The sequence below is a fragment of the Patulibacter americanus DSM 16676 genome (assembly GCF_000420025.1).
In the GTDB taxonomy this organism is placed as follows: domain Bacteria; phylum Actinomycetota; class Thermoleophilia; order Solirubrobacterales; family Solirubrobacteraceae; genus Patulibacter; species Patulibacter americanus.
Map to the genome: position 1 here is coordinate 716,631 of NZ_ATUD01000001.1, position 23,017 is coordinate 739,647.

The window sequence follows — 23,017 nt, forward strand, 5'->3', positions numbered from 1 at the left end:
CGTGTCCTCGTCCCGCGTCTACGCCGGTCAGAGCGCGGAGCACCGCGTCGAGGCCCGGCGGCGGGCGCTCCTCGACGCCGGGCTGGAGCTGCTCGGCACGCGCGGCTGGTCCGCGACCACCGTGCGCGGGATCTGCACGGAGGCGGGGCTGACGGCGCGGTTCTTCTACGAGAGCTTCGCGGGACTCGACGAGCTGGCGGTCGCGGTCTTCGACGAGATCGCGACGGACGCGACGCTCGCCGTCACGACCGCGGTCGCCGCCGCCGACGGCGGCCGGCGCGCCCGGGCGCTGGCCGCGATCGACGCGGGCGTCCGCGCGCTCACCGACGATCCGCGGCGCGCGCGGGTCGTCTTCGTCGAGGCGCTGGGCAGCGAGCCGCTCATGCGGCGCCGGATGCGCACCATGACCGCCCTCTCCGAGGTCATCGCCGGCTACGGCCGCGAGGACTACGCCCCGCCCGCCGCCGCCGAGCCGCTGCTGCGTGTGACCGCCGGGCTGCTGGCGGGCGGCATGGCCGAGCTGCTCATCGCCTGGATCGACGGGGCGCTCGACGTCACCCGCGAAGAGCTCGTCGCGGACTGCGCCGACCTCTTCGTCGGGGTGGGCGACGCGGCGCGCACGATTGCGGAGCGCCGCGGGCACCTCTGAGGACGGGGGTGCTCCGGGCTCAGGTGCCCGGCAGCTCGGTCGCCTCGTCCTCGGGCTCGAGCAGGAACGTCTCGACGGAGACGTCGTCGGCGACGTTGACGCCGCTGACCATGGTGCGGATCCGGCGACCGGTGATCTCGGCGACGATCGCGCACAGCTCGTCCTGGTGCGCGGCCTGCAGGGCTGAACGCGCCTCGTGGACGAGGTCGTCGCGGCCGACCTGCATGAGCTTCGCCTGTGCGGGGCTCTTGCTGTCCTCGAGCACGCACGTGACCACGTCCGGGCCGGCGAAGCGGGTCAGGATCACGGTCGGCCCGCGACCGTAGTGCTGCTTGTAGGCGTTCGCGATGGCCGTGGATATGCGCTCGGCCTGGGAGTTGCGGCGTTCTTCGGGCACGGTGTCGGTCGTCGTCCGTCGTGGGTCACGGGGGAAGCGGACGTGGTTACCCGTCCCCGCGCACGGGAAACCTACCGGCCGCGCATCCGGCCATCGACCGGTCTCGGCGATCGGCGGAGCGACGAACGGCGGGAGACGGCCGGCCCGGGCCACGGGCCGGCCGCCGATCGCGCCTTCGCGGATGACAGAGGGCGGGCCGGAGATTCCGACCGCCTCGCCGGCCCGACGGCTACCCCGGGTCGCAATCGCCATGCGGGCCACGACGACGCACCCGCCGTCCGGCGCCCGCCGTCCCCGGAAGCGCGGCCGCACGGTGGACGGCCCAGGGTGGGCCCTGCAGAGCGCATCGGGCCCGTCGCGTCGGGGCTTTGGCACCATTGTGCTTAAATCTTGGCATGCCTCAATCTGTATCTGGCCGAGGCCGAACCACGGTCCTACGACGACGCAGTCGTGGCGTCGCCGCCGCGCTGACCGTGGCGGTTCTCGCCCTCGCCCTGAGCGGCTGCGCGAGCACCGGGACGACGCGCCCCGCCGACGCGCCACCGCTCGTCCTCACGACGTTCACCGTCATCGCCGACATGGCGCGCGAGGTCGGCGGCGACCGCGTCGAGGTCGCGTCGATCACCAAGCCGGGCGCCGAGATCCACGGCTACGAGCCGACGCCGAGCGACCTGAAGAAGGCCGCCCACGCGGATCTGGTGCTCGAGAACGGGCTGGGCCTCGAGCGCTGGTTCGAGCAGTTCGTCGACCTGGCCGACGCGCCGTCGGCCACGCTCACCGACGGCGTGCAGCCCGTGCCGATCGGCGGCGGCTCGGAGTACGCCGGCAAGCCGAACCCGCACGCGTGGATGTCGACCGACAACGCCCAGATCTACGTGGAGAACATCCGGCGGGCGCTCACGAAGCTCGACCCCGCCGGGGCCGCCGAGTTCCGCCGCCGCGCGGACGCCTACGCCGCGCGGCTGCGGGCCGTCGGCGACGGGGTGCGGCGCCGGCTGCAGGGCGTGCCCGCCGAGCGTCGTGTGCTCGTCTCGTGCGAGGGCGCCTTCTCCTACCTCGCCCGCGACCTCGGCCTGCGCGAGGCGTACCTCTGGCCCGTCAACGCGGAGCAGGAGGGCACGCCGCAGCAGATCGCCGCGGCCGTCGAGGTCGTCCGCCGACGCGCGGTGCCCGGCGTCTTCTGCGAGTCGACGGTGAACCCCAAGTCGATGGAGCAGGTGGCCGACGAGGCCGGATCCCGCTTCGCCGGCACGCTCTACGTCGACTCGCTCTCCGCCGCCGACGGTCCCGTCCCCACCTACCTCGACCTGCTGCGCCGCGACGCCGAAACGATCGCGCGCGGGCTGGCCCCCGCCGCCCAGGAGACCCGATGAGCACGACCTCGCGCCCCACCCCCGACCCGGCCGCGACCGCCGGCCGCCCCTCCCCCGGCGACCGGACCGGGGCCGCCGCCGCGACGGGCGACGTCGTCGCCGTCTCGGGTCTCGCCGTCCGCTACGGCTCCACCCTCGCGCTCGACGGCGTCGACCTGCGGGTGCGCTCCGGGCTCGTGCAGGGACTGATCGGCATGAACGGCTCGGGCAAGTCGACCCTGTTCAAGGCGCTCATGGGTCTCGTCCGGCCGGATCGCGGCACCGTCCTGCTGTTCGGCGCGGACCCGCACGACGCCCGCCGCGCCGGGCGCGTGGCCTACGCCCCGCAGGACGAGGACGTCGACCCGCAGTTCCCCGTCTCCGTCCGCGACGTCGTGGCGATGGGCCGCTACGGCCGTCTCGGCCCGCGCCGGCGCCTGCGGCCGGAGGACCACGAGGCCGTCGACGCCGCGCTCGAGCGCACGGAGCTGACCGACCTCGCCGGCCGGCAGATCGGCGCGCTCTCGGGCGGCCAGCGCAAGCGCGCGTTCGTCGCCCGCGGCCTGGCCCAAGGCGCCGACCTGCTGCTGCTCGACGAGCCGTTCGCGGGCGTCGACAAGCGCTCCGAGGCGACCATCACCGAGCTGCTGCGCGGCCTCGCGGCCGAGGGGCGGACCATCCTCGTCTCGACCCACGACCTCGTCGCCGTGCCCGCGCTCTGCGACGAGGTGGCGCTCATCAACCGCCGGATCGTCGCCCAGGGCACGCCGGAGGAGACGCTGCGACCGGGGCCGCTCGGCGAGGCGTTCGGGGGGTTCGTGCCCGTCGAGGCGCTGCGCGCCACGGGGGTCGCCGCATGAGCCCGATCGAGTGGTTCACCGAGCCCCTGGGGTTCGAGTTCATGCAGCGCGCGCTGCTCGTCGCGCTCGTCTGCGCGGTGGCCTGCGCCGTCCTCTCCTGCTGGCTCACCCTCCTCGGGTGGTCGCTGATGGGCGACGCGGTCTCCCACGCCGTGCTGCCCGGCGTCGTCCTCTCCTACGTGATCGGGATCCCGTTCGCGATCGGCGCGTTCGTCTTCGGCTCGGCCGCCGTCGGGCTCGTCGGGGCGCTCAACCGGACCTCGCGGGTGAAGGAGGACGCCGCCATCGGCATCGTCTTCACGGGGCTGTTCGCGCTCGGGCTCGTGCTGGTGAGCGCGATCCCGTCCCAGATCGACCTCTTCCACATCCTCTTCGGCAACGTCCTGGGCGTGAGCGACGGCGACATCGTGCAGGTCGTCATCATCGGCACGGTCGTTACCGCGGCGCTGCTCTACAAGCGCCGCGACCTCGTGCTCTACGCGTTCGACCCGACGCACGCCCACGCGATCGGGATCTCGCCGAAGCGGCTGGAGACCCTGCTGCTCGGCGCGCTCGCGCTGACCGTGATCGTCGCTCTGCAGGCCGTCGGCATCGTGCTCGTCGTCGCGATGCTCATCACCCCGGGCGCGACGGCCTACCTGATCACGGACCGGTTCTCGCGCATGCTCGGCTGGGCGATCGGCTGCTCCGTCTCCGCCTGCCTGCTCGGCACGTACCTGAGCTACCACCTCGACTGGTCGACCGGCGGGGCGATCGTGTGCGTGCTCTCCCTGCAGTTCGTCGCCGCCTACGTGCTGGCCCCTCACGGGGTCCTGGCGCAACGCCGCGGCGCCCGGCGGGTCGAGCCGCCCGCGGCGGCCGGCGGGGCCGTGGCGGCGGACTGAGGGCCGCGCATGGCGGCCGGGACAGCGGCCGGGGTCGAGGACGCGCGGGCTGAGCGACGCGGGCGCGCGGGCGCGGGCGCGGGCGACCCATCGTCGTAGGCCGTCCGCGCCGCCGGCCGTAGTCCCCCCGGGGGCCGGCGGCACGAACGTCTTGCCACACCACACGATCGGCCGGGCTCGGCCGAACCGAAGGGCGGGGGGACGGATGGCCCCACCACCCGGAACGGGGGTTGACTCTCCCCCCGCCCGGCGTAGCGTGCCCACATGCGTGCCCTGGCCCTCGCCCTCGTCGCCGGTGCGCTGCTCGCCGCCGCCCTTCTCGGCACGGGCCCACGGGAGGCCCGGGCGCAGGCCCCGAGCGATTGCGTCGCCCTCGGCACGCCGGGCGACTACGGCGTCTTCGTGCACGACGACTACGCGTCGAGCAACACCCAGGTCGACGGCCGGGTCTTCGCCGGGGGCGACGCGACCGTCAGCGGGTGGGCGGTCGGGGTGCGCGGCACGCCGGACGCCGAGCGCATCGATCTGCTCGTCGGGGGCGACCTGACCGCGAACGGCACCCAGGCCCCGAACGGCAGCGTCCGCTACGCCGGCACGTTCACGGGGCAGATGGCCACGCCCAACGGGACCCTCGCGCAGGCCCCGCTGCCGTTCTCGACGGACGCCGAGTTCGCGGCGCTCGACGCGCTCGCCGACCGGCTCGGCGGCCTGGAGGCCACGGGCACGGTGTCGGCACCGAACGCTGCGGGCGCCATCACGCTGGAGGGCACGAACCAGGCGCGCAACGGGTTCGAGCTCACCTCGGCCCAGCTCGGCGACGCCCGGGAGGTGCTCATCCGCGTGCCGGCGGGCTCGACCACGATCATCACGGTGCTCGGCGACGACGTGTCGACGGCGGCCCCCAACGCCCTGACGCAGGTCGCCTACTGGAACGGCTCGTCGTACCAGCAGCTCGGGGACGCGCCACCCGCCGAGCTCGCCGCCCTGCGCGACGCCACCCTCTGGAACATCCCGCAGGCGTCGCGGGTGCAGATCGGCCCCGGGATCGCGTTCCCCGGATCGGTCCTCGCGCCGCGCGCCGCCGTCGAGTTCACGGGCAACGCGCAGCTCTACGGCCAGCTCTGGGGCGCGTCGCTCCGCGGCCAGAGCACCTCGCGGCACGGCACGTTCCGGGGCTGCCTGCCGCTGCCCGACGCCCCGGGCCCCGACGTCGCGCTCGACCCGACCTGCCGCGACGCGGTGGCCGACACGAGCACGATGCGCCTGCGCAACCGCGACGACGAGGCGGTCGACGTGACGTGGCGCGACGAGGAGAGCGCCCAGACGGGCCGCCTGCGCGTGGGGGCCCGGCGCGACGCGTACTTCACCGTGGCCGACGCCCGCAGCCCCCACGTCATCGTGGCCCGGGCCGGCAGCACGACCGTGCGGGCCACCGCCAGCAGAGAGGCGTGCCGCGGCCGCGTGCTGGTGCGGAAGCTCGTCTCCGGGCCCTCCCCTGGCGGGACGTGGGACATCGTGCTGCGGGGCGAGAACGGCCGGCGGCGGCAGATCGCGCTCGCCGCCGGACAGGCCCGCACGGTCGTGCTGCCGACGCGCGTCGCGGCCGGCGAGGTGCCGATCGGCCAGGTGCCCGGCGGGGTGCGCTACGCCGTCTCCGAGCCTGATCCCCGCGGCGCCGCCACGGTCGCGGTCGACCGTCCCGTCGTCACGATCGCTCCCGGCTCCCGGCTGTCGGCGACCGTCCAGAACACGTACGCCCCGGCCCCCGAACCTGATCCCGACCCCGACCCCGGCCCCGAGCCGGATCCCGCCCCCGCCCCCGAGCCCGACCCGGGCGCGGGAACGACCGGCACCCCGGACCCGACGGACCCGTTCGCGCCCGCCGACGAGCGTCCGGGGAACGGGCCGCGGCTGCCCGTCGGCACGCCCTCCCCGCCCCCGGGCGCGCCCCTCGTCGCCGGTGCCGGAGCGGACCTGGCGGTGCGCGAGACCATCACCCCGGCCGTCGCGCCCGTCGGGAGTCAGGCGACGGTGCGGGTCGAGGTCCGCAACCGCGGACCGGAGCCCGCCGTCGACGCCGTCGTCCGCGAGCTCCCCAAGGTCGATCCGGCGAACCTCAACCGCCGCGCCCGGGCGTTGGTCGAGGTCGTCTCGAGCACCGATCCCGCCTTCGACCCGTCGGCCGCGTCGTGCACCGCTCGCCGCCCGATCCGCTGCACGCTCGGCACGCTGCGCCCGGGCGCCCGCGTGGTCGTCCGCATCCGGGGCCGACTGCTGGAGCGCGGGACGCTCGAGAACGTCACGGTCGCGACCGCCAGGACCCCGGACCCGAACACGACCAACAACGTGTCCGCGGCCGGCATCCGCGTCGTCGACGCCCGCCCCGCGCTGGGCGTGGCGATCGACGCGCCGCGGACCGTGCGAATCGGCGAGCGCTTCTCGTACCGCGTGACGGTGCGGGGCGGCGCGCCTGCCGGGGCGCGGGCGGTGCGCGTCTGCCACAGCCCGGCGGCCGACCTGCTCGTGACGCCCCACCCCGGCGCGGTGCGGCGCGACGGGGCCCTGTGCCGCGACGTCGCCCGCCTGGGACGCGGCGCCCGCTCGAGCTTCACCGTCCGGGCGATCCCCCGCCGCTCGACCGCGGGCGTCCTGCGGCGTCTGCGGGCGACGGCCGACGCGGTGCGCCTGCCCGCCCCCGTGCGGGCCTCCGCCGTCGTGCGGGTCCTGGGCGACCCGCCGACCGGCCGGGGGTGAGTGGTCGAGTAAGGCGGCCCTAACTCCAATGGGCTAGGCTGCGCGGGCCGCGGCGGCCTGGCCGCCGCGGCGTCGTCTTCCCCCGACCGATCGCCGCCCATGCTCCGCATCCAGGTCCTCCTCGCCAGCACCCGCAGCAAGCGCTTCGGCGAGCGCGCAGCGGCGTGGGCGATGGACCGCCTCGATCGGCGCGACGACCTGCGGGCCGAGCTCGTCGACCTGCGCGAGCACCCGCTGCCCCTCTACGACCTGGCCGTCGCCCCCGCCCACGCGGGGCGCACCTACCCCGACGACGCCACCGCGGCGTGGGCCGGGCTCGTCGACGGGGCCGACGGGTACGTCGTCGTCACCCCGGAGTACAACCACGGCTACCCCGCGGCGCTGAAGAACGCGCTGGACCACGTCTCCGTCGAGCTGCAGCGCAAGCCCGTGGCGTTCGTCGGGTACGGCGGCGTGGGTGGCGCGCGGGCCGTGGAGCAGCTGCGGCAGGTGGCCGTCGAGCTCGAGATGGCCCCGCTGCGCCACGCCGTGCACGTGCTGCCCGACCTGCTCGTGCCCGCCCTGAAGGCCGCGGCGTTCGACGTCGAGATGCTCGCGCCGCTGGACCCGAAGCTCGACCGGCTCGCCGCCGACCTCGTGTGGTGGGCGTCGGCGCTGCAGACCGCGCGCGCGGGGACGTGAGCGCCCCGGGCGGTCCCGGGCTGCCGCCCGGCGTGGCCGTCCACCGCGCGCTGGCCACCGAGCCCGACGAGGCGGTGCTCGCGCTCCTGGACGAGGCGGAGCGCGAGCGGCTGGCGCGGCTGCGGCGGCCGGCCGACCGGGCGCGCTTCGCCACGGGGCGCCGGCTGGCCCGGACGGCGCTGGGCGCGCTGCTCGGGGTGGCCCCGGCGGAGGTGCCGCTGACGGTCGGTCCTGCCGGGCGGCCGCGGGTCGCGGACGCCGCCGCGCTCGACCTCTCCGTCGCGCACGCGGGCGCGCACGTGTTCGTCGCGGTGGCGGACGGGGGCCGGCGCGTCGGCGTCGACGTGGAGGGCGGCTCCGGCGCGCCGCTCCCCGACGCCGGACTGCTCGGCGTGGTCTGCACCCCGTCGGAGCGCGCCGCCCTCGCGGGCCTGGAGCCCGGCCCGCGCCACGACGCGTTCCTCGCGCTCTGGACGCGCAAGGAGGCGGTGCTCAAGGCCGACGGCCGCGGCCTGCTCGTGGACCCCACGACGCTCGAGCTGGCGCTGGAGGACCCGCCGCGCGTGCTGGTCGCCCCCGCCGGCGTGCCCGGGCCGGACCGCCTGACGCTGCGGGACCTGGACGCCGCGCGCGGCTACCGGGCGGCGCTCGCGGTGGTCGCACCCTAGGGGCGCGGCGGCGGGACGGCGAGGCGTCGCGTCGCGTGCCTGCCCGCCCGCGGATCCCGCCGGTCGACGACGCCGACGGTCTGCCGGTCGCCGCTCGCTCAGCGCCCCGCCTCCCCTCGGCTGATGGCACGCCGCCGGCCTCCCGGGACCCGCGGCGCACGCAGGACGCATTCCCGGTCTGCGGCGAGGCATGCACGGCGGCCCGCGGAGCCGACGGATGAGGCGCCGCGGTGAACCACGCGTCACGGTCGCCGGCGACGGGCCCGAACTAGGACGCCGGCGCGTCGGCCTCGCGCCGCGCGCGCGTGCGCCGCACCCGCACCACCCACGCCCCGAGCAGCAGGAGGAGCACCCCGCTCCCCGCCAGCAGCCCCGTCGGCGGCCCACCGTCCTCCGGAACCGGGTCGACGGTCACCTGCCCCGTCCCCCGCGGGCCCGCGATGTCGACCACGACTCGCTGACGGCCCACGGTGTAGGCGTCGCCCACGGGCACGATGGCCTCGTAGCCGCCCCCGATCCGACGCACGGGCGGACGCAGCGTGCGCCCGTCGACGGTGACCGCGGTGCGGACCGTCGCGTCGGTGATCGGCGTGTTCGTCTCGACGCCCGACAGGTAGACGGTCACGTCGATCGCGGGCCGCTCCCCCGGACGGACGAGGGGCGCCGCCATCACCTGCGTGCGGTAGGGCCCCGCCACGGCGCTGCCGAGGAGGATCCCGCCGTGGGCCACCGCGCCGGCCGGGACGGCGACGAGAAGCGCCAGCGCGACGAGGGGCGGCCCCGACCGGCGCCTCACGCCGACCACCCCGCCAGGCCCGGGCAGATCCGCTGCGGCCGCGGCGGCAGCAGGTAGTTGCCCCGTGCGGTGACGGTGATCCACTCGTTGATGCCGTTGTTGACCTGCGCGCCGACGCCCGCGCCCTCGTTCGTCACGCGGGCGGCGTTCATCGCCTCGCGCGTGGCCTCGAAGTCGGCGATCGACCGCCCCAGCGCCACGAAGTGCACCTGGGCGGCGTCGCCGTCGGCGCTGTCGAAGTCGCGTCGCAGGATCCGCGGGCGGCCGTTCCGGCGGACGCCGGCCATCGACTCCGCGTGGCCGACCACCCCGTGGCGACGGGCGACGGCAGCGAGGTCGCGCGCCGGGTTGTCGAGGCCCCGCGGGTGGCGGTCGACGTCGGCGGGCGTGCGGTCGGCGGCGAACATCCGGCGCACCCGTCCTGCCTCGTCGACGCCGTGGTACCAGGTGTCCAGGGTCAGGTCCATCGCCGAGACGTGCATCGTCGTCCCGCCCGCCCACGGACCGTCGGCGATCGTCACGTCGTCCTCTGTCGCCTGGTTGCGCCGCAGCCCGGAGCGGAACCCCATGTAGAGCGGGGCCTCGCGCGCGATGGGGCGGTCCGTCGGCAGGCCGACGGTGCCCGGCTGGTGACGCCGCGGCAGGCCCGCACCGACGAACCCCGTCCGCCGAGCCTGCACGCGGAGCAGCCCGGAGAGGGAGACGTCGCCCGCACCGGGCAGCGTGGCGCCGGCGAACAGCGCCCGCTCCACGCGGTCCAGCAGCGCCTCGTCGTCCGCGGCCAGGTGGACGACGACGTGGTCGTCGAGCCGGGGTGCCTCGGTCGGGGCCAGCGCACGGGGTGCCGGGACCGGCGAGGCGACCCCGATGCGACGGAACCACGCAGGCCCCCAGCCCACCGTCACGAGCACGCCGTCCGGCCCGCGGGGGACCGCGCGCTCGAGGCGGCGGAGGGCCGCCTCGGCCGCGTGGGCACGCGCGGGTGTCGGCTCGGCCGCCAGGTCGCAGAGCACGAGGCGATGGAACCGCGGGGCGAGCACGTTGCCGTCGGCGTCGCGGCGCAGGACGGCGTCCCACGCGTGCTGGCGCACGTCGGAGGTCACGGCCGGAGGCAGCGGGGCGAGGGGGCGACCGTCCGCTCCTCCGCGGCCGTGAGCCCCGCCGACGGCCGGGTCGCCATCGGCCGCCCCGCCCCCGTCCGTCCCGCCGCCCGCCGCGACGGCTGCCCCGACGCCCGCGGCGCCGGCGGTCAGGCCGCCGAGGAGCAGCCGGCGTCGGGTGATCCTCATCGCGCCGCGTCCTCCCACGTGAACGGGATCTCGGCGCGGACGGTCGTGGTCCATCGCTGCGCGACGTCGCCGTGGCGCCCGATCATCGGCGGCCCGACGACGAGCTGCGCGACGTACCTCCCGGCCTTCGGGATCGTCACGTTGTCGCCGTAGTGCATCCCCATCCCCATGCCGAACATGGGGTACTGCGGACCGGACGAGACGACCTTGCCCGCCGCGTCGACGACCCGCAGGGTGATCGTGGCGTCCGGCAGCCGCTCGCCCGTCTCGACGTCGGAGAGCATCAGCATGAGATGCGCGTTCTCGCCCTTTCGCGGCCGGTGGGTGACGAACCGCCCGCCCTCGGGGACGGTGAACGTCGTCGCGTCGGAGGCGTCGAGCTCGATCTTGCGATCCCCCGCCGTCGCGGAGCCGAGGCGCCGCATCTGCATCGTGGCGGCGTGCGCCTGCTGGTCGGCCTTCGACGGAGCGGCGGCCGCGGGCTCGCCGGTCGCGCCGTGGTCGGCGTGCCCGTCGCCGTGCGCCGTGGCCGTGGTGCCGGAGGCCGACACGCGGGCGTCGTCCTCGCCCCCGCCGCAGCCGGCCAGGACGCCGGCGAGGGCGAGGGTCGCCGCGGCGGCCAGGGCGGTGGCGCGGGAGCCGGAGGAGGTGCGGGTGCGGGGGGTCATCGGGGGTCCTTCGTGTCGGAGGGGGAGGTGGCGACGGCGGGCCGGGCGCGGCGGCGCCACAGGCCGATCAGGCCGTCGAGGAAGAGGAACGCGGCCAGGGTCACGCCGAGGGGCGGGATCGCCCAGCCGACGGCGACGGTCACCAGCGCGAGGGGGACGAGGGTCGGCCACGGCAGGTGGCGCCACGCCCCGCGGGGCATGGGCCGGCCGACCGACAGGCGCGATCCGCGCTTGGGCCGGCGCTGCCACCACATGCGGTAGCCCAGGAACACCAGGGCGAGCAGCCCGACCGCCAGGGCCGCGAGCACGAGCTGGTTGGCCAGGCCGAAGAGCAGGCCCATGTGGGCGTCGACGCCCCACTCCGTCAGCTTGGCCCCGATCGGCCAGTCCTGAAAGCGCGAGACGTCCGTCGTGCGCACGCCGGTCGCGTTCACGGCGACGGCGTCCTGGCGCACGGGCCAGCGGCGGTGGACCTCCTGGACCGTCCAGCCCGCGCCGTCCTGGGCGGGCGGGGTCACCTCGAGCGGCGCCACGAGCCCGGAGCGTCCGGCGGTGCGCACGGCGTCGTCGATCGCGGAGAGGCGCTCGGGCTCGCCCGCGCTCGTGGCGCCGGAGTCCCCACCGCCGTGGCCCGCGTGTCCGGCGTGCTCGTCGACCGGGGCGCCCGCGTCGACCCGCGGCGTCTGCCAGGACACGGCGTCGCGCAGGGCGCTCACGCGCTCACCCGTGTGCTTCGACCACGTCAGCCCGGTCGCCGAGAGGCCGACGAGCCCCACCGCGGCGACGATCCCCACGAGCGCGTGGCGGCTGACGGTGCGCCGGCGCGTGCCCTTCGGCGCGGGCGCGGCGGGCCCGGCGCGCCGGCGGGCGTCACGCCTGCGGCGCGCCCAGAGCAGCACCCCGCCCAGCACGACGACCCACAGCCACGCCGCCGCGGTCTCACTGTAGAGCCGGCCGGTCTCGCCCAGGTGGAGGTGGCGGTGCAGGCCGTCGATCCACGCGCGGACCGGCAGCCACTCGCCGAAGGTCTGCAGCGCGCCGCGCACCTCGCCGCGGTAGGGGTCGACGAAGACCGTGCGCTGATAGCCGTCGGGCAGGCCCGCCACGTCGAGGGTCACGCGCGTGGTGGCGTCGGGCTTCGGTGCCGGGCGCACGCTCGCGACGGTGCCCTCGGGGTGCGCGGCCCGGGCGATCCGGACCTGGTCGATCAGGGGCAGGGTCCGGGCACCCGGCGGCGCGTCGACGTGCAGCTCGTGGCGGTGCACGAGCGGTTCGATCTGCGGGGTCGCGGTGTAGAGCAGCCCCGTCACGCTCGCGATCACGAGCAGCGGCGCGACGAGGACGCCCGCGTAGAAGTGGATCCGCAGCACCAGGGGGCGCAACGAGGTCCGCCGGGGGTGGGCCCGTCGGGCGGCCGGCGGCGGGTCGGGGTCGGCGGGGACGGGGCCCGCGGATGGGACGGGGAAGGTGGTGTCGGTGGTCATGCTCTGGCGGGTCTCGGTGGACGGACGAGGACGCGGCGGATCCACGGGCCGACCGGGCACGCAGCGATGCGACCGGTAACGCGGGCTCGACGCCCGCGACCGTCGCGGCCCACCCCGCGGGATCGCGGAGGGGCGCGGACGGACGCGGAGCGCCCTCGGGGAGGTGACGGGCGCCCGCCGACCCGGGCCGCCGGGAAGGGCGGATCGGGACGACCCCGGCCACCGTCGTGGGACGGACCGGGTGCGGGCGGGCACGGGCGCACCCGTCCGTCACGGGGTCGGACGCGTCAGCGGGCGGACGCGGCGGGGCCGCGCGCCCACGGGCACGCCCGGACCGTCACCGGACCGGCAGCGTCAGCGTGCGAGGGCGACCGCGGGCGGCGGCCGCATGGCGAGCGCGAAGGCCCGCGAGATGCCCGAGGGGCGTGCGACGTCGGGCAGCGCGGGGCGCGGTGCGCGTCCCGGGGCCCGGACGCGTCGGGCACGCCACCGCCGGTCGCGGGCGCGGGCCAGCGCCTCCTCGCCGGGGAACACCCCGACGACGAGCACGAGCAGCAGGAGCAGCGCCGGCCCGAGGACGAGCGCCGTCTCCGGCGCGGTGAGGACCGCGACCCCGAACGCGCAGAGGACCGCGACCGCGGCGCACCAGCGCGAGAGGAGGGATCCGGACGACACCGCGGGCGACTCTAGCCGACGGTGTGGCGGTCGCGCTAGCGTCGTCCGGGTGCCTTTCCCCGCCGTCGACCTGTCCGTCCCCGGCCTCGAGGAGCTCGGCCGGCGACGCAGCGCCAAGTGGGCGGGGGTCGCGCCCGGGGTGCTCTCGTCGACCATCGCCGAGACGGACTTCCCGATCCCGGAGCCCGTCGCCGAGGCGCTGCACGCGGCGATCCGCGAGGACGACCTGGGCTACGTGCCGTCCCGGCCCGCAGGGCTCGGCGAGGCGTTCGCGGGATTCGCGCAGCGGCGTTGGGACTGGGAGGTCGACCCGGGTCACGTGCGGGTGCTGCCCGACGTGATGGACGGCCTGATCGAGCTCCGCCGCCTGCTCGCCGGGTCCGGCGGCCTGGTGGGGTTCGCGGACCCGGCGTACCCACCGTTCCACCGCGTGCTGCCGCAGGCGGGGGTCGCGGTGCGGCCGCTGCCGCTGGCGGGTGAGAGCACAGAGGATCCGTGGGCGCTCGACCTCGACGCGCTTGACGCCGCCCTGGCCGACGGGCTGCGGGTGCTCGTCCTCGCCAACCCGCACAACCCGACGGGACGCGCTCTGCCCGTCGCCGAGCTCGCGGCGATCGCCGAGCGCTGCGCTGCCGCGGGCGCGTGGGTGCTGGCGGACGAGATCCACGGCCCGCTCGTGCTCCCGGGCGCCACGCACGTCCCCTGGCTGACGGTCTCGGACGCCGCCCGGGAGTGCGGGGTCGTCCTGACCTCGGCGTCGAAAGCGTTCAACCTGGCCGGCCTGAAGGCGGCGCTGATGGTCACCGCGCCGGGGGCGGCGCGCGACGCGGTCGCCGCGCTGCCTGACCGGGCCAACCGCGCCGGGCTGCTCGGCGTCGTCGGGGCCCGAGCCGCGTTCGAACACGGCGACGCGTACCTCGACGCCCTCCTCGCGCAGCTCGACCACAACCGCACGCTCCTGGGCGAGCGGCTCGCGGCCGAGGTGCCGGCGGCACGCTGGACCCCGCCGGACGCGACGTACCTCGCGTGGCTCGACCTGCGGGATCTGGGGCTGGGCGACCACCCCGCCGCCGTGCTGCACCGCCGGGGCCGGGTCGCCCTGAGCCCCGGGCGCCACTACGGCGCGCCGGGGGCCGGATGGGCGCGGCTCAACTTCGGCACGAGCCCCGATCTGGTGGAGGAGACGGTGCGACGGATGGCGGCGGCGCTCTGACGGTCCCCTACCGCGCCCCGCGGACCGGCACCCCCGCCGTCGGCCCCGTCTCGGACGGCCGCTCGTGCTTGACGACCTTCATCGTCAAGTGCGAGTCGACCTTCGCGATGCCCGGGATCGCCGTCAGCTTGTCCGTGGCGAAGCGCTCGTAGGCGTCGAGGTCGGCCGTGCCGACGCGCATCACGTAGTCGGGCAGGCCGAACATCTTGCGCAGCTCGAGGACCTCGGGGAACGCGCTGGCGCTGCGCTCGAACGCCGTCGCCGAGTCGCGGTCCTTGCGCTCGAGCTCCACGGAGACCATGACCTCGAACCCCCGCCCGGTCGCCCGCGGGTCGATGTGCGCGTGGTAGCCGGCAATGACGCCGTCGCCCTCGAGCCGGCGCACGCGACGCAGGCACGGGGCCGGGGTCAGCCCCACGCGGGCGGCCAGCTCGACGTTCGAGAGCCGGCCGTCGCGGCGCAGCTCCTCGACTATTGCCCAATCGGTCGCGTCCACGCCCGAATTGTTGCGCACCAGGGTGGTTCTAGACGCCGAAGCGGCAACCATGTGGCTCGGGAACCTCCCTACCGTTGCTGTATGCCCGCCGTCGCGCCACCCAACCGCTGAACGATGGGCGACGGCGCCTCGATCTGGGTCCTCATCGGCACGATGCTCGCGCTCGTGCTCACGCCCGGGGCCGACACGGTCTACGTCGTGACGCGCGGCATCGGCGAGGGCCGACGGATCGCGCTCATCGGCAGCGTCGGCCTGTGCAGCGGCTACGTCGTCCACGCCGTGCTCGCGGCCGTCGGCGTCTCGGCCGTGATCGCGTCCTCCCACGTGGCGTTCACGACGTTGCGCTGGGTCGGCGTCGCCTACCTCGTGTACCTGGGCGTGAAGGTGCTGCGCGACCGGGAGGGGTTCGACTTCTCCGTCCCTCGGCAGCCGACGAGCGCGCGGCAGGCCGTCCGCCAGGGGATGCTGACCAGCCTGCTGAACCCCAAGGGGCTGCTGTTCTTCCTGTCGATCCTGCCCCAGTTCGTCGGCACCCACAGCGGCGTGGGCACCGTGCTCGGCCTGGGCCTGCTGCTGCCCGCGATGTGCCTGCTCGTCTACAGCGGCTGGGCGATCGCCGCGGGCACGCTCGGCGACCGCCTGGGCGACGACCCCCGCTTCGGTCGCATCCTGCGCTACGGCTGCGGGTCGATCCTCGTCGCGCTCGGCGGCGGGCTCGCGGCCGGCCACGGCTGAGCGTCGCCCGCGCGCTCCGCCCCGCCTGCCCCGCTCCGCCCCGCCTGCCCCGCACCGCCGTCCCCGTACTACGGTCCGGGGACCGTCCCCACCACCAGGAAGGCCCCGATGTTCACCTTCGACCGCACCCTCCGCTACGGACTGCCCGGGCTCATGCTCGTGGTCTGCGTCGTGGTGCTGATCATCAGCCCGGACATCATCGGGCTGGAGATCGTCGGCATCGTCTTCGGTGGCGCGGCGGGCGTCGCGCTCGTCAACCACATCCAGCGCAAGGGCTTCGCGGGCGACGTCGACCGCAGCAAGGAGTCGCAGGCGCGCGACTTCTTCAACGAGTACGGGATGTGGCCCGACCAGGCGCCCCGCGAGCTCGTCGAGGAGGCCAAGGAGAACGGCATGCTGAGCAGCGGCACGTTCAAGACGCGCTCCGCCAGCGGGACCTCGCGCTACGACTGAGTGGTCTGCCGGCGGGGGGACGAGGCGTCCCCCGCTCCCGGCCTGCTCCGTCGGTGCGCGGGCGCGCCGCTACGCCCCGACGCGCACGGCCCGGCCCGCGGCGACGGGGTCCCGGCGCGCCCCGGCCCCCAGCTGCGCGGTCACCCGCTCCGCCGTCGTCGTGACCGCGCACCGCTGCGCGGCCCAGCGCAGCGCCAAGCGGTGTTCCTCGGGCGAGAGGTCAGCCATCGCGTCGCCGACGAAGAACGACTGGACGTCCTGCATGAACGCTTCGCACGCGGTCATGAGGCAGCCGATGTTGGCGTAGATGCCCGTGATGATCAGCTGGTCGCGGCCCAGGGCGTGCAGGCGCTCGCGCAGGTCGGTGCGCTGGAACGCGCTGTAGCGCCACTTCGTCAGGACGACGTCGTCCTCGTTGGGGGCGAGCGCGTCGATGATGCGGTGCTCGCGCGGGCCGGCGCCGATGCCGGAGCCCCAGAAATCCTGCAGCAGCGCACGGTCCTCCGGCGCCTGCGCGGGCGGCTGGGCGGAGAAGACGACGGGCACGCCGACCCGCGCGCACGCCCGGCGCAGCGCGTCGATCCGCGGGATGACCTCGGTCATCGGCGCCCGGTCGGGCTCGTACGCGTCGACGAAGTAGTTCTGCATGTCGTGGACGAGCAGGACGGCGCGCGCGGGGTCGGGCGTCCACGCGACCCGGTTCTCGGGCAACTCGGACGCGTCGGGCAGGGCGTAGGGGGCGATGCGGGCCATGGCCATGGTGGGACTCCGGGTGGGGCGGGGGTTCGAGGGACTGCGGTGCTGGGTGCTGGGTGCGGCGGTGCTGGGTGCTGCGAAGGGGTGGCGACGCCGGGGCTCAGGCGGGCGCCTGCGCGCGGGACGCGGCGAGCAGCCGGAGGTCCTTCTTCGAGACCTTTCCGACGTTCGTGCGCGGGAACGCGTCGACGAGCTCGACGCGGTCGGGGACCTTGAAGTCGGCGAGCCCGCGGCCGCGGACGAAGCGGCGCAGCTCGACGGGACGGGGTGGGTCGACGCCGTCGCGCAGCACCACGAACGCGCAGGTGCGCTCGCCGAGGTACGGGTCGGGCATCGCGACGACCGCGGCGTCGTGGACGGCGGGGTGGGCGAGCAGGTGGTTCTCGACCTCCTCCGCCGCGATCTTCTCGCCGCCGCGGTTGATCTGGTCCTTGTCGCGGCCCTCCACGACGAGGTCGCCCCGCGGGGTCAGGCGGACGAGGTCGCCCGTGCGGTACCAGCCGTCGGGGGTGAACGCGCGGGCGTTGTGCTCCTCGGCCCGGTAGTAGCCCTGGATCGTGTACGGACCGCGGGTGAGGAGCGCGCCCGACTCTCCCAGGGCGACGGGCGCGTCGTCCTCGTCGAGCACGCGCAGCTCGTCGTGCGCGGCCATCGGCCGGCCCTGGGTGGTGACGATCGTCTCCTCGTCGGCGTCCAGGCGCGTGTAGTTCACGAGGCCCTCGGCCATCCCGAAGACCTGCTGCAGCGTGCAGCCGAGCGTCGGGCGCACCCGGCGGGCCGCCTCGGCGCTGAACTTCGCGCCGCCGACCTGCAGGACCTCGAGGCTGGAGAGGTCGTGCTCCACCGTCCCGCCCGCGACCGCGTCGAGCCACACGAGCGCGACGGGCGGGACCACGCCGGTGATCGTCACGCGCTCGCGGGCGACCAGACCCAGCGCGGTGTCGGCGTCGGGCGACGGTGCAAGCACCGCGCGCGCACCGGCGTAGAACGCGCCCATGATCCCGGGCGAGCTCAGGGGGTAGTTGTGCGCGACGGGCAGGGCGGCGAGGTACACGCTCGCCGGCGTCAGCCCGCACAGTTCGGCGCTGCGGCGCAGGGTGTAGAGGTACTCGTCGTGGGTGCGCGGGATGAGCTTCGGCACGCCCGTCGAGCCGCCGGAGAGTTGCAGGAAGGCGACCTCGTCGGGGGTCGGCGCCCACCCGCCGCGGTCGTGCGGCGTGTCGACGATCGCGGAGTACGGCCGCGGGTGCGCGCGCAGGTCGTCCAGCGCGACGAACGGGTGCCGGGCGCCCGCCGGGGCCGTGGCGTCGCCGGCCACGATCACGTGGCGCAGCGTCGGGTGCTCGGCCTGGATCTCGGCCGCGAGCTCGCGCGGGTCGAACCCGGGGACGGGCCCGCCGACCACGTAGGCGACGGCCTCGGCCTGCGCGACGAAGGAGGCGATCTCCGTCCGCCGGTGCGGGGGCAGGGCGAAGACGGGCAGCGCGCCGATCCGGAACAGCGCGAAGACCGTCTCCACGAACGCGCTCTCGTTGCCGAGCTGCACGACGACGCGGTCCCGACGACGGATTCCGAGGGCGCGCAGGCCCGCGGCGATGCGGTCGGCGCGCTCGTCGAGCTCGCCGTAGGTCCAGCGGGCGTCGGCGGCGCCCGTCGCCGACGAGCCAACCGGGGTCGTCCCCGTGTCCTGGATCGGGCCCCCCGCGGGGGCGACGAGCGCCGGGCGCTCCGGGTGCTCGGCGGCGCGCTCGCGCAGCATGGAGCCGAACGTCTCGCCCCGCCAGTAGCCGAGCGCCCGCCAGCGCTCCGCCAGCTCGGGCGGCCAGGGGACGACGCCGGGCAGCGGGCTCATCGGGCCTCCTCCACCCCGAGGACGGAGAGGAACGTGCGGAGCTTGGCGTGCGTCTCGGCCAGCTCGTCGGCCCCACGCGATCCGGGGACGACCCCGGCGCCCGCGAACACGCGCAGGGAGCGGTCGCGGACCACGCCGCAGCGGATCGTGACGACCCACTCGCCGTCGCCCGTCGCGTCCTGCCAGCCGACCGCGCCCGCGTAGGGGCCGCGGTCGAACGGCTCGAGCTCGGCGATCACGGCGCGCGCGGCGTCGGGCGGGGTGCCGCAGACCGCGGGTGTCGGGTGCAGCGCGACGGCGAGGTCCAGCGCCGTCGTGGCCGGGTCGGCGAGCCGCCCCACGACCGTCGTGCCCAGGTGCCACATCGCGTTCGTCGCGACGAGCGAGGGCGACTCCGGCACGTCGAGCGCGGCGCACAGCGGGCGCAGCGCGTCGGCGACCGCGTCGACCACGAGGGCGTGCTCGCGGAGGTCCTTGGGGGACCGCAGCAGCGCGTCGGCCCCGGAGCGGTCGGCGGCGGCGTCGGCGCGGCGCGGGGCCGATCCCGCCAGCGGCTGCGCGACGACCACGTCGCCGTGGCGCGAGACGAGCAGCTCGGGGCTCGCGCCAACGAGAGTGCCGTCCGCGCCCAGGTCGACGGCGAACGCGTGCCCGTGCGGGTCGCGCTCGGCGAGCCGGCGGAGGATCGCGCCGGGGTCGATCGGCTCCTCCGCCGTCAGCTCGAGCGCGCGGGCCAGGACGACCTTGCGCAGGGGCGACCCGGCGTCGCGACCCATCCGGGCGACGGCCGCGTCGACCGCCGCGGCGTAGTCCTCGGGGGCCGGGATCGGCCGGACGGCCCAGGCCGCGGCGACATGGGGTGGCGGCGTCGGGCGTCCGGCCGCTCCCCCGATCGCGTCGGCGTGGGGTCCGGCGTCGCCAACGAGCGGGGTCCCGGCGACGTCGCCGTCCGGGGACCGGTGCGCGTCGGGGTCGGCGTCGGCCACCGACGGCCCCGCCCGCAGCACCCGTTCGGGCACGACCAGCCGCCCGACGCCCCCGGCGGCGAAGGGCAGGGCCCCCACGACGACGGCGTCCGGACCGAAGCCGTCGAGCAGCGCGGCCATGCGCGCGGGCACGCCGGCGGCGTCGGCGAGCCCGGCGGTCGGCACCACGGCCCGCGCGCCCTCGGCCAGGAGCGCCCCGCGGGGGGACGAGAAGAGGGCGTCGCCCGGCCGGTACGCCGCGAGGAGGTCCGCGGCGACGGGCGCGACGGAGAGGGATGCGGTGCTCATGCGTCCTTGTTTCTGGGGGAGAGGGACGGGAGGGAGCGACGGGGCGCGGGGCGGCGGTCAGCCGCGCAGCGTCGCCCCGCCGTCCACGTAGAGGTCGTGCATGGTGATGTGGCGGGCGCGGTCGGAGACGAGGAACCGCACGGCCTCGGCGACGTCCTCCGGCTGCGCGATCCGGCCGAGGGGGATGCCCGCCTTGAACGTCGCGAGGTCGCCCGCGATCGTGCGGCGCTCGCCGTCCGCGTCGGCCCACAGCGCGCGCTGCATGTCGGTGTCGGTCGAGCCGGGGCAGACGACGTTGCAGCGGATGCCGTGCGGCGCGAGCTCGAGCCCGAGGCTGCGGGTGAACGACGCCGACGCCGCCTTCGACGCCCCGTAGGCGGCCATCCCGGCGCGCGGGACGCCGGCGGCATTGGAGGCGACCGTGACGATCGCCCCCGCGCCGCGCGGCACCATCCGCCGCGCGACGGCCCGCGAGACGCGGAAGACGCCGGTGGTGTTGACGGCGAACGTCGCCTCCCACGCCGCGTCGTCCAGGTCGACCGCGGCGCCGGGGAAGAGCACCCCGGCGACGTTGACGAGCGTGGCCAGTGGCCCGGCCTCGGCCTCGGCCCGCGCGACGACCGCCTCGATCGCCGCGGGGTCCGTGACGTCGAGCGCGGCCGAGATCGCGCCGTGCGGCAGCCCGTGGGCGACCGCCGCGGCGGCGTCGCCGTCGAGGTCGGTGACGACGACGCGCGCCCCGTCGGCCGCGAGCCCGCGGGCGACGGCGGCGCCGATGCCCCGGCCGGCCCCCGTGACGAGCGCCACGGGGGCCGGGCCGGCGGGCGCTGGGGCACCCGCCCGGCCGGAGCCGGCCGTCGGGACCGGGCCGTCCGCCCTGTCGGCCGAGCCGCTCATGCTCAGCGGCGCTTCGCCCCGCGGGCCTTCGCCAGACGGATGGCGGTGGAGCGCTGCGCGGCGGCGGCCTTCTCGCCCTTCGGCGTGAACTGCACCGTCAGCGTGCCCTTCACGGCCTTCTTCTTCAGGAGCGCCGCGCCGGCCTTCGTGACCTTGAGCGTCAGGCGGACGGTGCCCTTCTTCTTCGCGGTCGCGGAGCCGGAGGCGATCGTCCGGCCGCTGCTCTTGACCGTCGCGCGGAACGTGCCCGCGCCGGGCGCCTGCGCCGTCACGCGGGTGCCGATCACGCGCAGCGAGGAGAGCGAGATCGAGACCTTCGCCGTGCCGGAGGCGCCGGGCTTGCCGGCCGGGCCGGCGGGACCCGTGGGGCCGGCCGGGCCCGGGGCGCCCGTGTCGCCCTTGGGGCCGGCGACGGGCGCGGGCGCGTCGCGGGTGACCGTGATCGCCTGCAGGACGCCCTGGCCCGTGGTCGAGCCCGAGGTCTGGTTCGAGACGTACGCGACGCCCGAGGCCGGGTCGATGTCGACGTCGAGCGCGTTGCCGGCGGTCGGCACGCCCTGCACGAACGTGTCGGTCGTCGCGTCGATGACGGAGACGACCTTGCCCGTGTGGTCCGCGGAGTAGACCAGGCGGCGCTGCGGGTCGACCTTGATGGAGTTCGGCGTGCCGGCCGGCTCGATCGTCTTCAGCAGCTTGAGGTACGTCGGGCTCGCCGGGTTGGCGTCGACGACGGAGATCGACTTGCTGTTGTTGTTGGCCGTGTAGATCTTCTTGCCGACCGGGTCGTACGCCGGGCGGGCGTCGACGGCGTTCAGCGGCTCCGTGGACGCGACGACGGCCTGGGCGTTCTGGCCGAAGTCCGTCATCGACGTCGGGATGTTCCGGTCGACCTTGTTCAGGTCGATGATCTTCACCGTGTCGCTCGGCTGCGTCGTCCACGTGCCGGCGAAGAGCGTGTTGGATTCCTCGTCGAGTGCCAGGCCGACGGCGCCGGGCAGCGGGATGATCGCCTCGACCTTGCGCGTCGGGATGTCGATGACGGAGACGCTGCCCTCCGACGCGTTGTAGTTCGCGACGTAGAGCTTGTGGCGCGTGGAGTCGACGACGCCGGCGCGGACGCGGGTGAAGGCCTTCGTGGTGCCGTCGGCGAGCGTGGAGAAGAGGTCGCTGTCCTTCGGCTTGTCCTGCGAGCTCGGGAAGATCGCGACGGTGCCCGTGCGGGTCTGGACGGTGACGATCGTCGGGTCGTCCTGGCCGGCCGCGTTCTTCGTGCTGTGGTCGATCGCGACGCTGTAGGGCAGGTTGCCGGTCTGCACGTTGTTCGTCGTCGTGACGCCCGTCGTGCCGGGGCCGGCCGTGGCGGGGAACGTGAAGCCGCTGTTGAGGACGCCGTTCGTGCCGAGCAGGCCGGTGTAGTCCCAGCTCTTCTGGAAGCTGTGGTTCGCGGTGGAGAACGAGACGACCTTGCCGGTGGACGCGCGGGTGATCTCGTCGACGTAGGCGCCGGTGAACTGCCCGTCCGCGCCGCGGCTGTAGGTCCGCGTGGCCGTCGTGGCCTGCGCGTCGGCCGCGTAGACCCGGCGGTGGACGGGGTCGATCGCGGTCTCGTAGCCCAGGTTGATGCCGGTCGACAGCGTCTGGGTCGAGACGGACCAGCCGGGCTGGTTGACGGCCTCGGCGGACGCGCCGGCGGGCAGGAGGGCGATCGCGGCGGTCGCGACGGCGGTGCCGGCGGCGAGGCCGCGGGCACCACGACGGGTGCGGGAAGCGGACGGTGACAAGGGGTTCTCCGGGGGGGGATCGAAGCTGAAGGGGACCGCAAGGGCACCCTAAGAAGGGGTGCCTAAGTAGGCTAACCTAATCGAAAGCCGGCACGCGACGCGACCCGTCCCCGGCATCCCCCAGGAAGGACCCATGACCCCCGCCGAGACCTCCCCCGTCCCCCGCACCATCGAGGAGCTGCGCCGCACCGTCGGCGGCCTGGTCGGCGAGGACCCCGACGCGATCTCCGACGACGACGACCTCGTCCTGGACTGGGCGCTGGACTCCGTCCGCGCCATGACGTTCGTCGGCGGCCTGCGCAAGGCGGGCGTCGAGGTGACGCTGCTCGAGCTGACCGAGGCCCCGACGCTGAGCGCCTGGTGGGCGTTGATCTCGGCCCGGGCCGACGGGGCGCGCTGAGGC

Annotated in this window: 23 protein-coding genes; 11 read left to right on the plus strand and 12 right to left on the minus strand. The window is 76.0% G+C overall.

Annotated elements, in window-relative coordinates:
• Position 1: 1 nt before the first annotated feature.
• Entirely contained in the window at positions 2–649 is a 648-nt protein-coding gene (locus F593_RS0103440; RefSeq protein WP_022927364.1) for a TetR/AcrR family transcriptional regulator, read from the plus strand.
• A gap of 19 nt (positions 650–668) precedes the next feature.
• On the opposite strand, the gene F593_RS30220 is transcribed toward F593_RS0103440, so the two are convergent.
• Positions 669–1,046 (minus strand): Na-translocating system protein MpsC family protein, encoded by a 378-nt coding sequence (locus tag F593_RS30220; protein ID WP_022927365.1) that lies wholly within the window; start codon positions 1,044–1,046, stop codon positions 669–671.
• Positions 1,047–1,441: 395 nt separating this feature from the next.
• Between F593_RS30220 and F593_RS0103450 the strand changes: the two genes are divergently transcribed.
• The 6 genes from F593_RS0103450 to F593_RS22175 all read left to right on the plus strand — a co-directional run bounded on the left by F593_RS0103450 (position 1,442) and on the right by F593_RS22175 (position 8,245).
• Positions 1,442–2,419, plus strand: a complete 978-nt coding sequence (locus F593_RS0103450) for a metal ABC transporter substrate-binding protein (RefSeq protein WP_084629306.1) — start codon at positions 1,442–1,444, stop codon at positions 2,417–2,419.
• Positions 2,416–3,258 carry a metal ABC transporter ATP-binding protein gene (locus tag F593_RS22165; RefSeq protein WP_022927367.1) on the plus strand — a complete coding sequence of 281 codons (843 nt, stop codon included), beginning with the start codon at positions 2,416–2,418 and terminating at the stop codon, positions 3,256–3,258. Before F593_RS0103450 ends, F593_RS22165 begins: the two co-directional genes overlap by 4 nt.
• The gene (locus tag F593_RS22170) at positions 3,255–4,142 is read left to right on the plus strand and encodes a metal ABC transporter permease (protein ID WP_022927368.1); all 888 of its coding nucleotides are present in this window, start codon (positions 3,255–3,257) and stop codon (positions 4,140–4,142) included. The genes F593_RS22165 and F593_RS22170 overlap by 4 nt, the downstream gene beginning before the upstream one ends.
• A gap of 264 nt (positions 4,143–4,406) precedes the next feature.
• The gene (locus F593_RS0103465; RefSeq protein WP_022927369.1) at positions 4,407–6,896 is read left to right on the plus strand and encodes a choice-of-anchor A family protein; all 2,490 of its coding nucleotides are present in this window, start codon (positions 4,407–4,409) and stop codon (positions 6,894–6,896) included.
• A gap of 99 nt (positions 6,897–6,995) precedes the next feature.
• Positions 6,996–7,577, plus strand: a complete 582-nt coding sequence (locus F593_RS0103470; protein ID WP_022927370.1) for an NADPH-dependent FMN reductase — start codon at positions 6,996–6,998, stop codon at positions 7,575–7,577.
• Positions 7,574–8,245 carry a 4'-phosphopantetheinyl transferase family protein gene (locus F593_RS22175; RefSeq protein ID WP_169449144.1) on the plus strand — a complete coding sequence of 224 codons (672 nt, stop codon included), beginning with the start codon at positions 7,574–7,576 and terminating at the stop codon, positions 8,243–8,245. The genes F593_RS0103470 and F593_RS22175 overlap by 4 nt, the downstream gene beginning before the upstream one ends.
• A gap of 268 nt (positions 8,246–8,513) precedes the next feature.
• Here the strand turns inward: F593_RS22175 and F593_RS0103480 are convergent, their stop codons facing one another.
• The 5 genes from F593_RS0103480 to F593_RS30225 all read right to left on the minus strand — a co-directional run bounded on the left by F593_RS0103480 (position 8,514) and on the right by F593_RS30225 (position 13,157).
• Entirely contained in the window at positions 8,514–9,041 is a 528-nt protein-coding gene (locus tag F593_RS0103480) for a hypothetical protein (protein ID WP_157251527.1), read from the minus strand.
• Entirely contained in the window at positions 9,038–10,330 is a 1,293-nt protein-coding gene (locus F593_RS22180; RefSeq protein ID WP_022927373.1) for a DUF7405 family protein, read from the minus strand. The genes F593_RS0103480 and F593_RS22180 overlap by 4 nt, the downstream gene beginning before the upstream one ends.
• Complete coding sequence (locus F593_RS0103490; RefSeq protein ID WP_022927374.1) at positions 10,327–10,998, minus strand: iron transporter; 672 nt, start codon at positions 10,996–10,998, stop codon at positions 10,327–10,329. Before F593_RS0103490 ends, F593_RS22180 begins: the two co-directional genes overlap by 4 nt.
• Positions 10,995–12,482, minus strand: a complete 1,488-nt coding sequence (locus F593_RS0103495) for a PepSY-associated TM helix domain-containing protein (RefSeq protein ID WP_022927375.1) — start codon at positions 12,480–12,482, stop codon at positions 10,995–10,997. The genes F593_RS0103490 and F593_RS0103495 overlap by 4 nt, the downstream gene beginning before the upstream one ends.
• A 354-nt stretch (positions 12,483–12,836) precedes the next feature.
• Positions 12,837–13,157, minus strand: coding sequence for a hypothetical protein (locus F593_RS30225; protein ID WP_022927376.1), 321 nt, complete (start codon positions 13,155–13,157; stop codon positions 12,837–12,839).
• A 49-nt stretch (positions 13,158–13,206) separates the two neighbouring features.
• Between F593_RS30225 and F593_RS0103505 the strand changes: the two genes are divergently transcribed.
• Positions 13,207–14,370 (plus strand): MalY/PatB family protein, encoded by a 1,164-nt coding sequence (locus tag F593_RS0103505; RefSeq protein ID WP_022927377.1) that lies wholly within the window; start codon positions 13,207–13,209, stop codon positions 14,368–14,370.
• 7 nt (positions 14,371–14,377) lie between these two features.
• Here the strand turns inward: F593_RS0103505 and F593_RS0103510 are convergent, their stop codons facing one another.
• A complete protein-coding gene (locus F593_RS0103510) occupies positions 14,378–14,866 on the minus strand; it encodes an Lrp/AsnC family transcriptional regulator (protein ID WP_022927378.1) in 489 nt (162 codons plus the stop codon).
• Between the two features lie 114 nt (positions 14,867–14,980).
• Here F593_RS0103510 and F593_RS0103515 point away from each other — a divergent pair, with 114 nt between their 5' ends.
• A complete protein-coding gene (locus F593_RS0103515) occupies positions 14,981–15,601 on the plus strand; it encodes a LysE family translocator (RefSeq protein ID WP_022927379.1) in 621 nt (206 codons plus the stop codon).
• Positions 15,602–15,709: 108 nt separating this feature from the next.
• Positions 15,710–16,054: a hypothetical protein gene (locus F593_RS0103520; protein ID WP_022927380.1), complete on the plus strand. Its 345-nt coding sequence runs from the start codon at positions 15,710–15,712 to the stop codon at positions 16,052–16,054.
• A gap of 69 nt (positions 16,055–16,123) precedes the next feature.
• On the opposite strand, the gene F593_RS22185 is transcribed toward F593_RS0103520, so the two are convergent.
• The 5 genes from F593_RS22185 to F593_RS0103545 form a co-directional block, all read right to left on the minus strand.
• The gene (locus F593_RS22185) at positions 16,124–16,807 is read right to left on the minus strand and encodes an isochorismatase family protein (RefSeq protein WP_051160385.1); all 684 of its coding nucleotides are present in this window, start codon (positions 16,805–16,807) and stop codon (positions 16,124–16,126) included.
• Between the two features lie 103 nt (positions 16,808–16,910).
• A complete protein-coding gene (locus F593_RS0103530) occupies positions 16,911–18,662 on the minus strand; it encodes a (2,3-dihydroxybenzoyl)adenylate synthase (protein ID WP_022927382.1) in 1,752 nt (583 codons plus the stop codon).
• Positions 18,659–19,936, minus strand: a complete 1,278-nt coding sequence (locus F593_RS0103535; protein ID WP_022927383.1) for an isochorismate synthase — start codon at positions 19,934–19,936, stop codon at positions 18,659–18,661. Before F593_RS0103535 ends, F593_RS0103530 begins: the two co-directional genes overlap by 4 nt.
• A 57-nt stretch (positions 19,937–19,993) precedes the next feature.
• Positions 19,994–20,833: a 2,3-dihydro-2,3-dihydroxybenzoate dehydrogenase gene (locus F593_RS0103540; protein ID WP_022927384.1), complete on the minus strand. Its 840-nt coding sequence runs from the start codon at positions 20,831–20,833 to the stop codon at positions 19,994–19,996.
• Positions 20,834–20,835: 2 nt separating this feature from the next.
• Complete coding sequence (locus F593_RS0103545; RefSeq protein ID WP_022927385.1) at positions 20,836–22,614, minus strand: collagen-like protein; 1,779 nt, start codon at positions 22,612–22,614, stop codon at positions 20,836–20,838.
• Positions 22,615–22,747: 133 nt separating this feature from the next.
• Between F593_RS0103545 and F593_RS0103550 the strand changes: the two genes are divergently transcribed.
• A complete protein-coding gene (locus tag F593_RS0103550) occupies positions 22,748–23,014 on the plus strand; it encodes a phosphopantetheine-binding protein (RefSeq protein ID WP_022927386.1) in 267 nt (88 codons plus the stop codon).
• The last annotated feature ends 3 nt before the right edge of the window (positions 23,015–23,017 follow it).

Bases quoted from the DNA above. Each gene is read 5' to 3' on its own strand.
- F593_RS22185 (WP_051160385.1), bottom strand. From the start codon at position 16,807: ATGGCCCGCATCGCCCCCTACGCCCTGCCCGACGCGTCCGAGTTGCCC.
- F593_RS0103450 (WP_084629306.1), top strand. From the start codon at position 1,442: ATGCCTCAATCTGTATCTGGCCGAGGCCGAACCACGGTCCTACGACGA.
- F593_RS0103495 (WP_022927375.1), bottom strand. From the start codon at position 12,482: ATGACCACCGACACCACCTTCCCCGTCCCATCCGCGGGCCCCGTCCCC.
- F593_RS0103520 (WP_022927380.1), top strand. From the start codon at position 15,710: ATGTTCACCTTCGACCGCACCCTCCGCTACGGACTGCCCGGGCTCATG.
- F593_RS0103465 (WP_022927369.1), top strand. From the start codon at position 4,407: ATGCGTGCCCTGGCCCTCGCCCTCGTCGCCGGTGCGCTGCTCGCCGCC.
- F593_RS0103535 (WP_022927383.1), bottom strand. From the start codon at position 19,936: ATGAGCACCGCATCCCTCTCCGTCGCGCCCGTCGCCGCGGACCTCCTC.
- F593_RS0103530 (WP_022927382.1), bottom strand. From the start codon at position 18,662: ATGAGCCCGCTGCCCGGCGTCGTCCCCTGGCCGCCCGAGCTGGCGGAG.
- F593_RS0103470 (WP_022927370.1), top strand. From the start codon at position 6,996: ATGCTCCGCATCCAGGTCCTCCTCGCCAGCACCCGCAGCAAGCGCTTC.
- F593_RS22180 (WP_022927373.1), bottom strand. From the start codon at position 10,330: ATGAGGATCACCCGACGCCGGCTGCTCCTCGGCGGCCTGACCGCCGGC.
- F593_RS22165 (WP_022927367.1), top strand. From the start codon at position 2,416: ATGAGCACGACCTCGCGCCCCACCCCCGACCCGGCCGCGACCGCCGGC.
- F593_RS22170 (WP_022927368.1), top strand. From the start codon at position 3,255: ATGAGCCCGATCGAGTGGTTCACCGAGCCCCTGGGGTTCGAGTTCATG.
- F593_RS0103490 (WP_022927374.1), bottom strand. From the start codon at position 10,998: ATGACCCCCCGCACCCGCACCTCCTCCGGCTCCCGCGCCACCGCCCTG.
- F593_RS0103515 (WP_022927379.1), top strand. From the start codon at position 14,981: ATGGGCGACGGCGCCTCGATCTGGGTCCTCATCGGCACGATGCTCGCG.
- F593_RS0103550 (WP_022927386.1), top strand. From the start codon at position 22,748: ATGACCCCCGCCGAGACCTCCCCCGTCCCCCGCACCATCGAGGAGCTG.
- F593_RS0103540 (WP_022927384.1), bottom strand. From the start codon at position 20,833: ATGAGCGGCTCGGCCGACAGGGCGGACGGCCCGGTCCCGACGGCCGGC.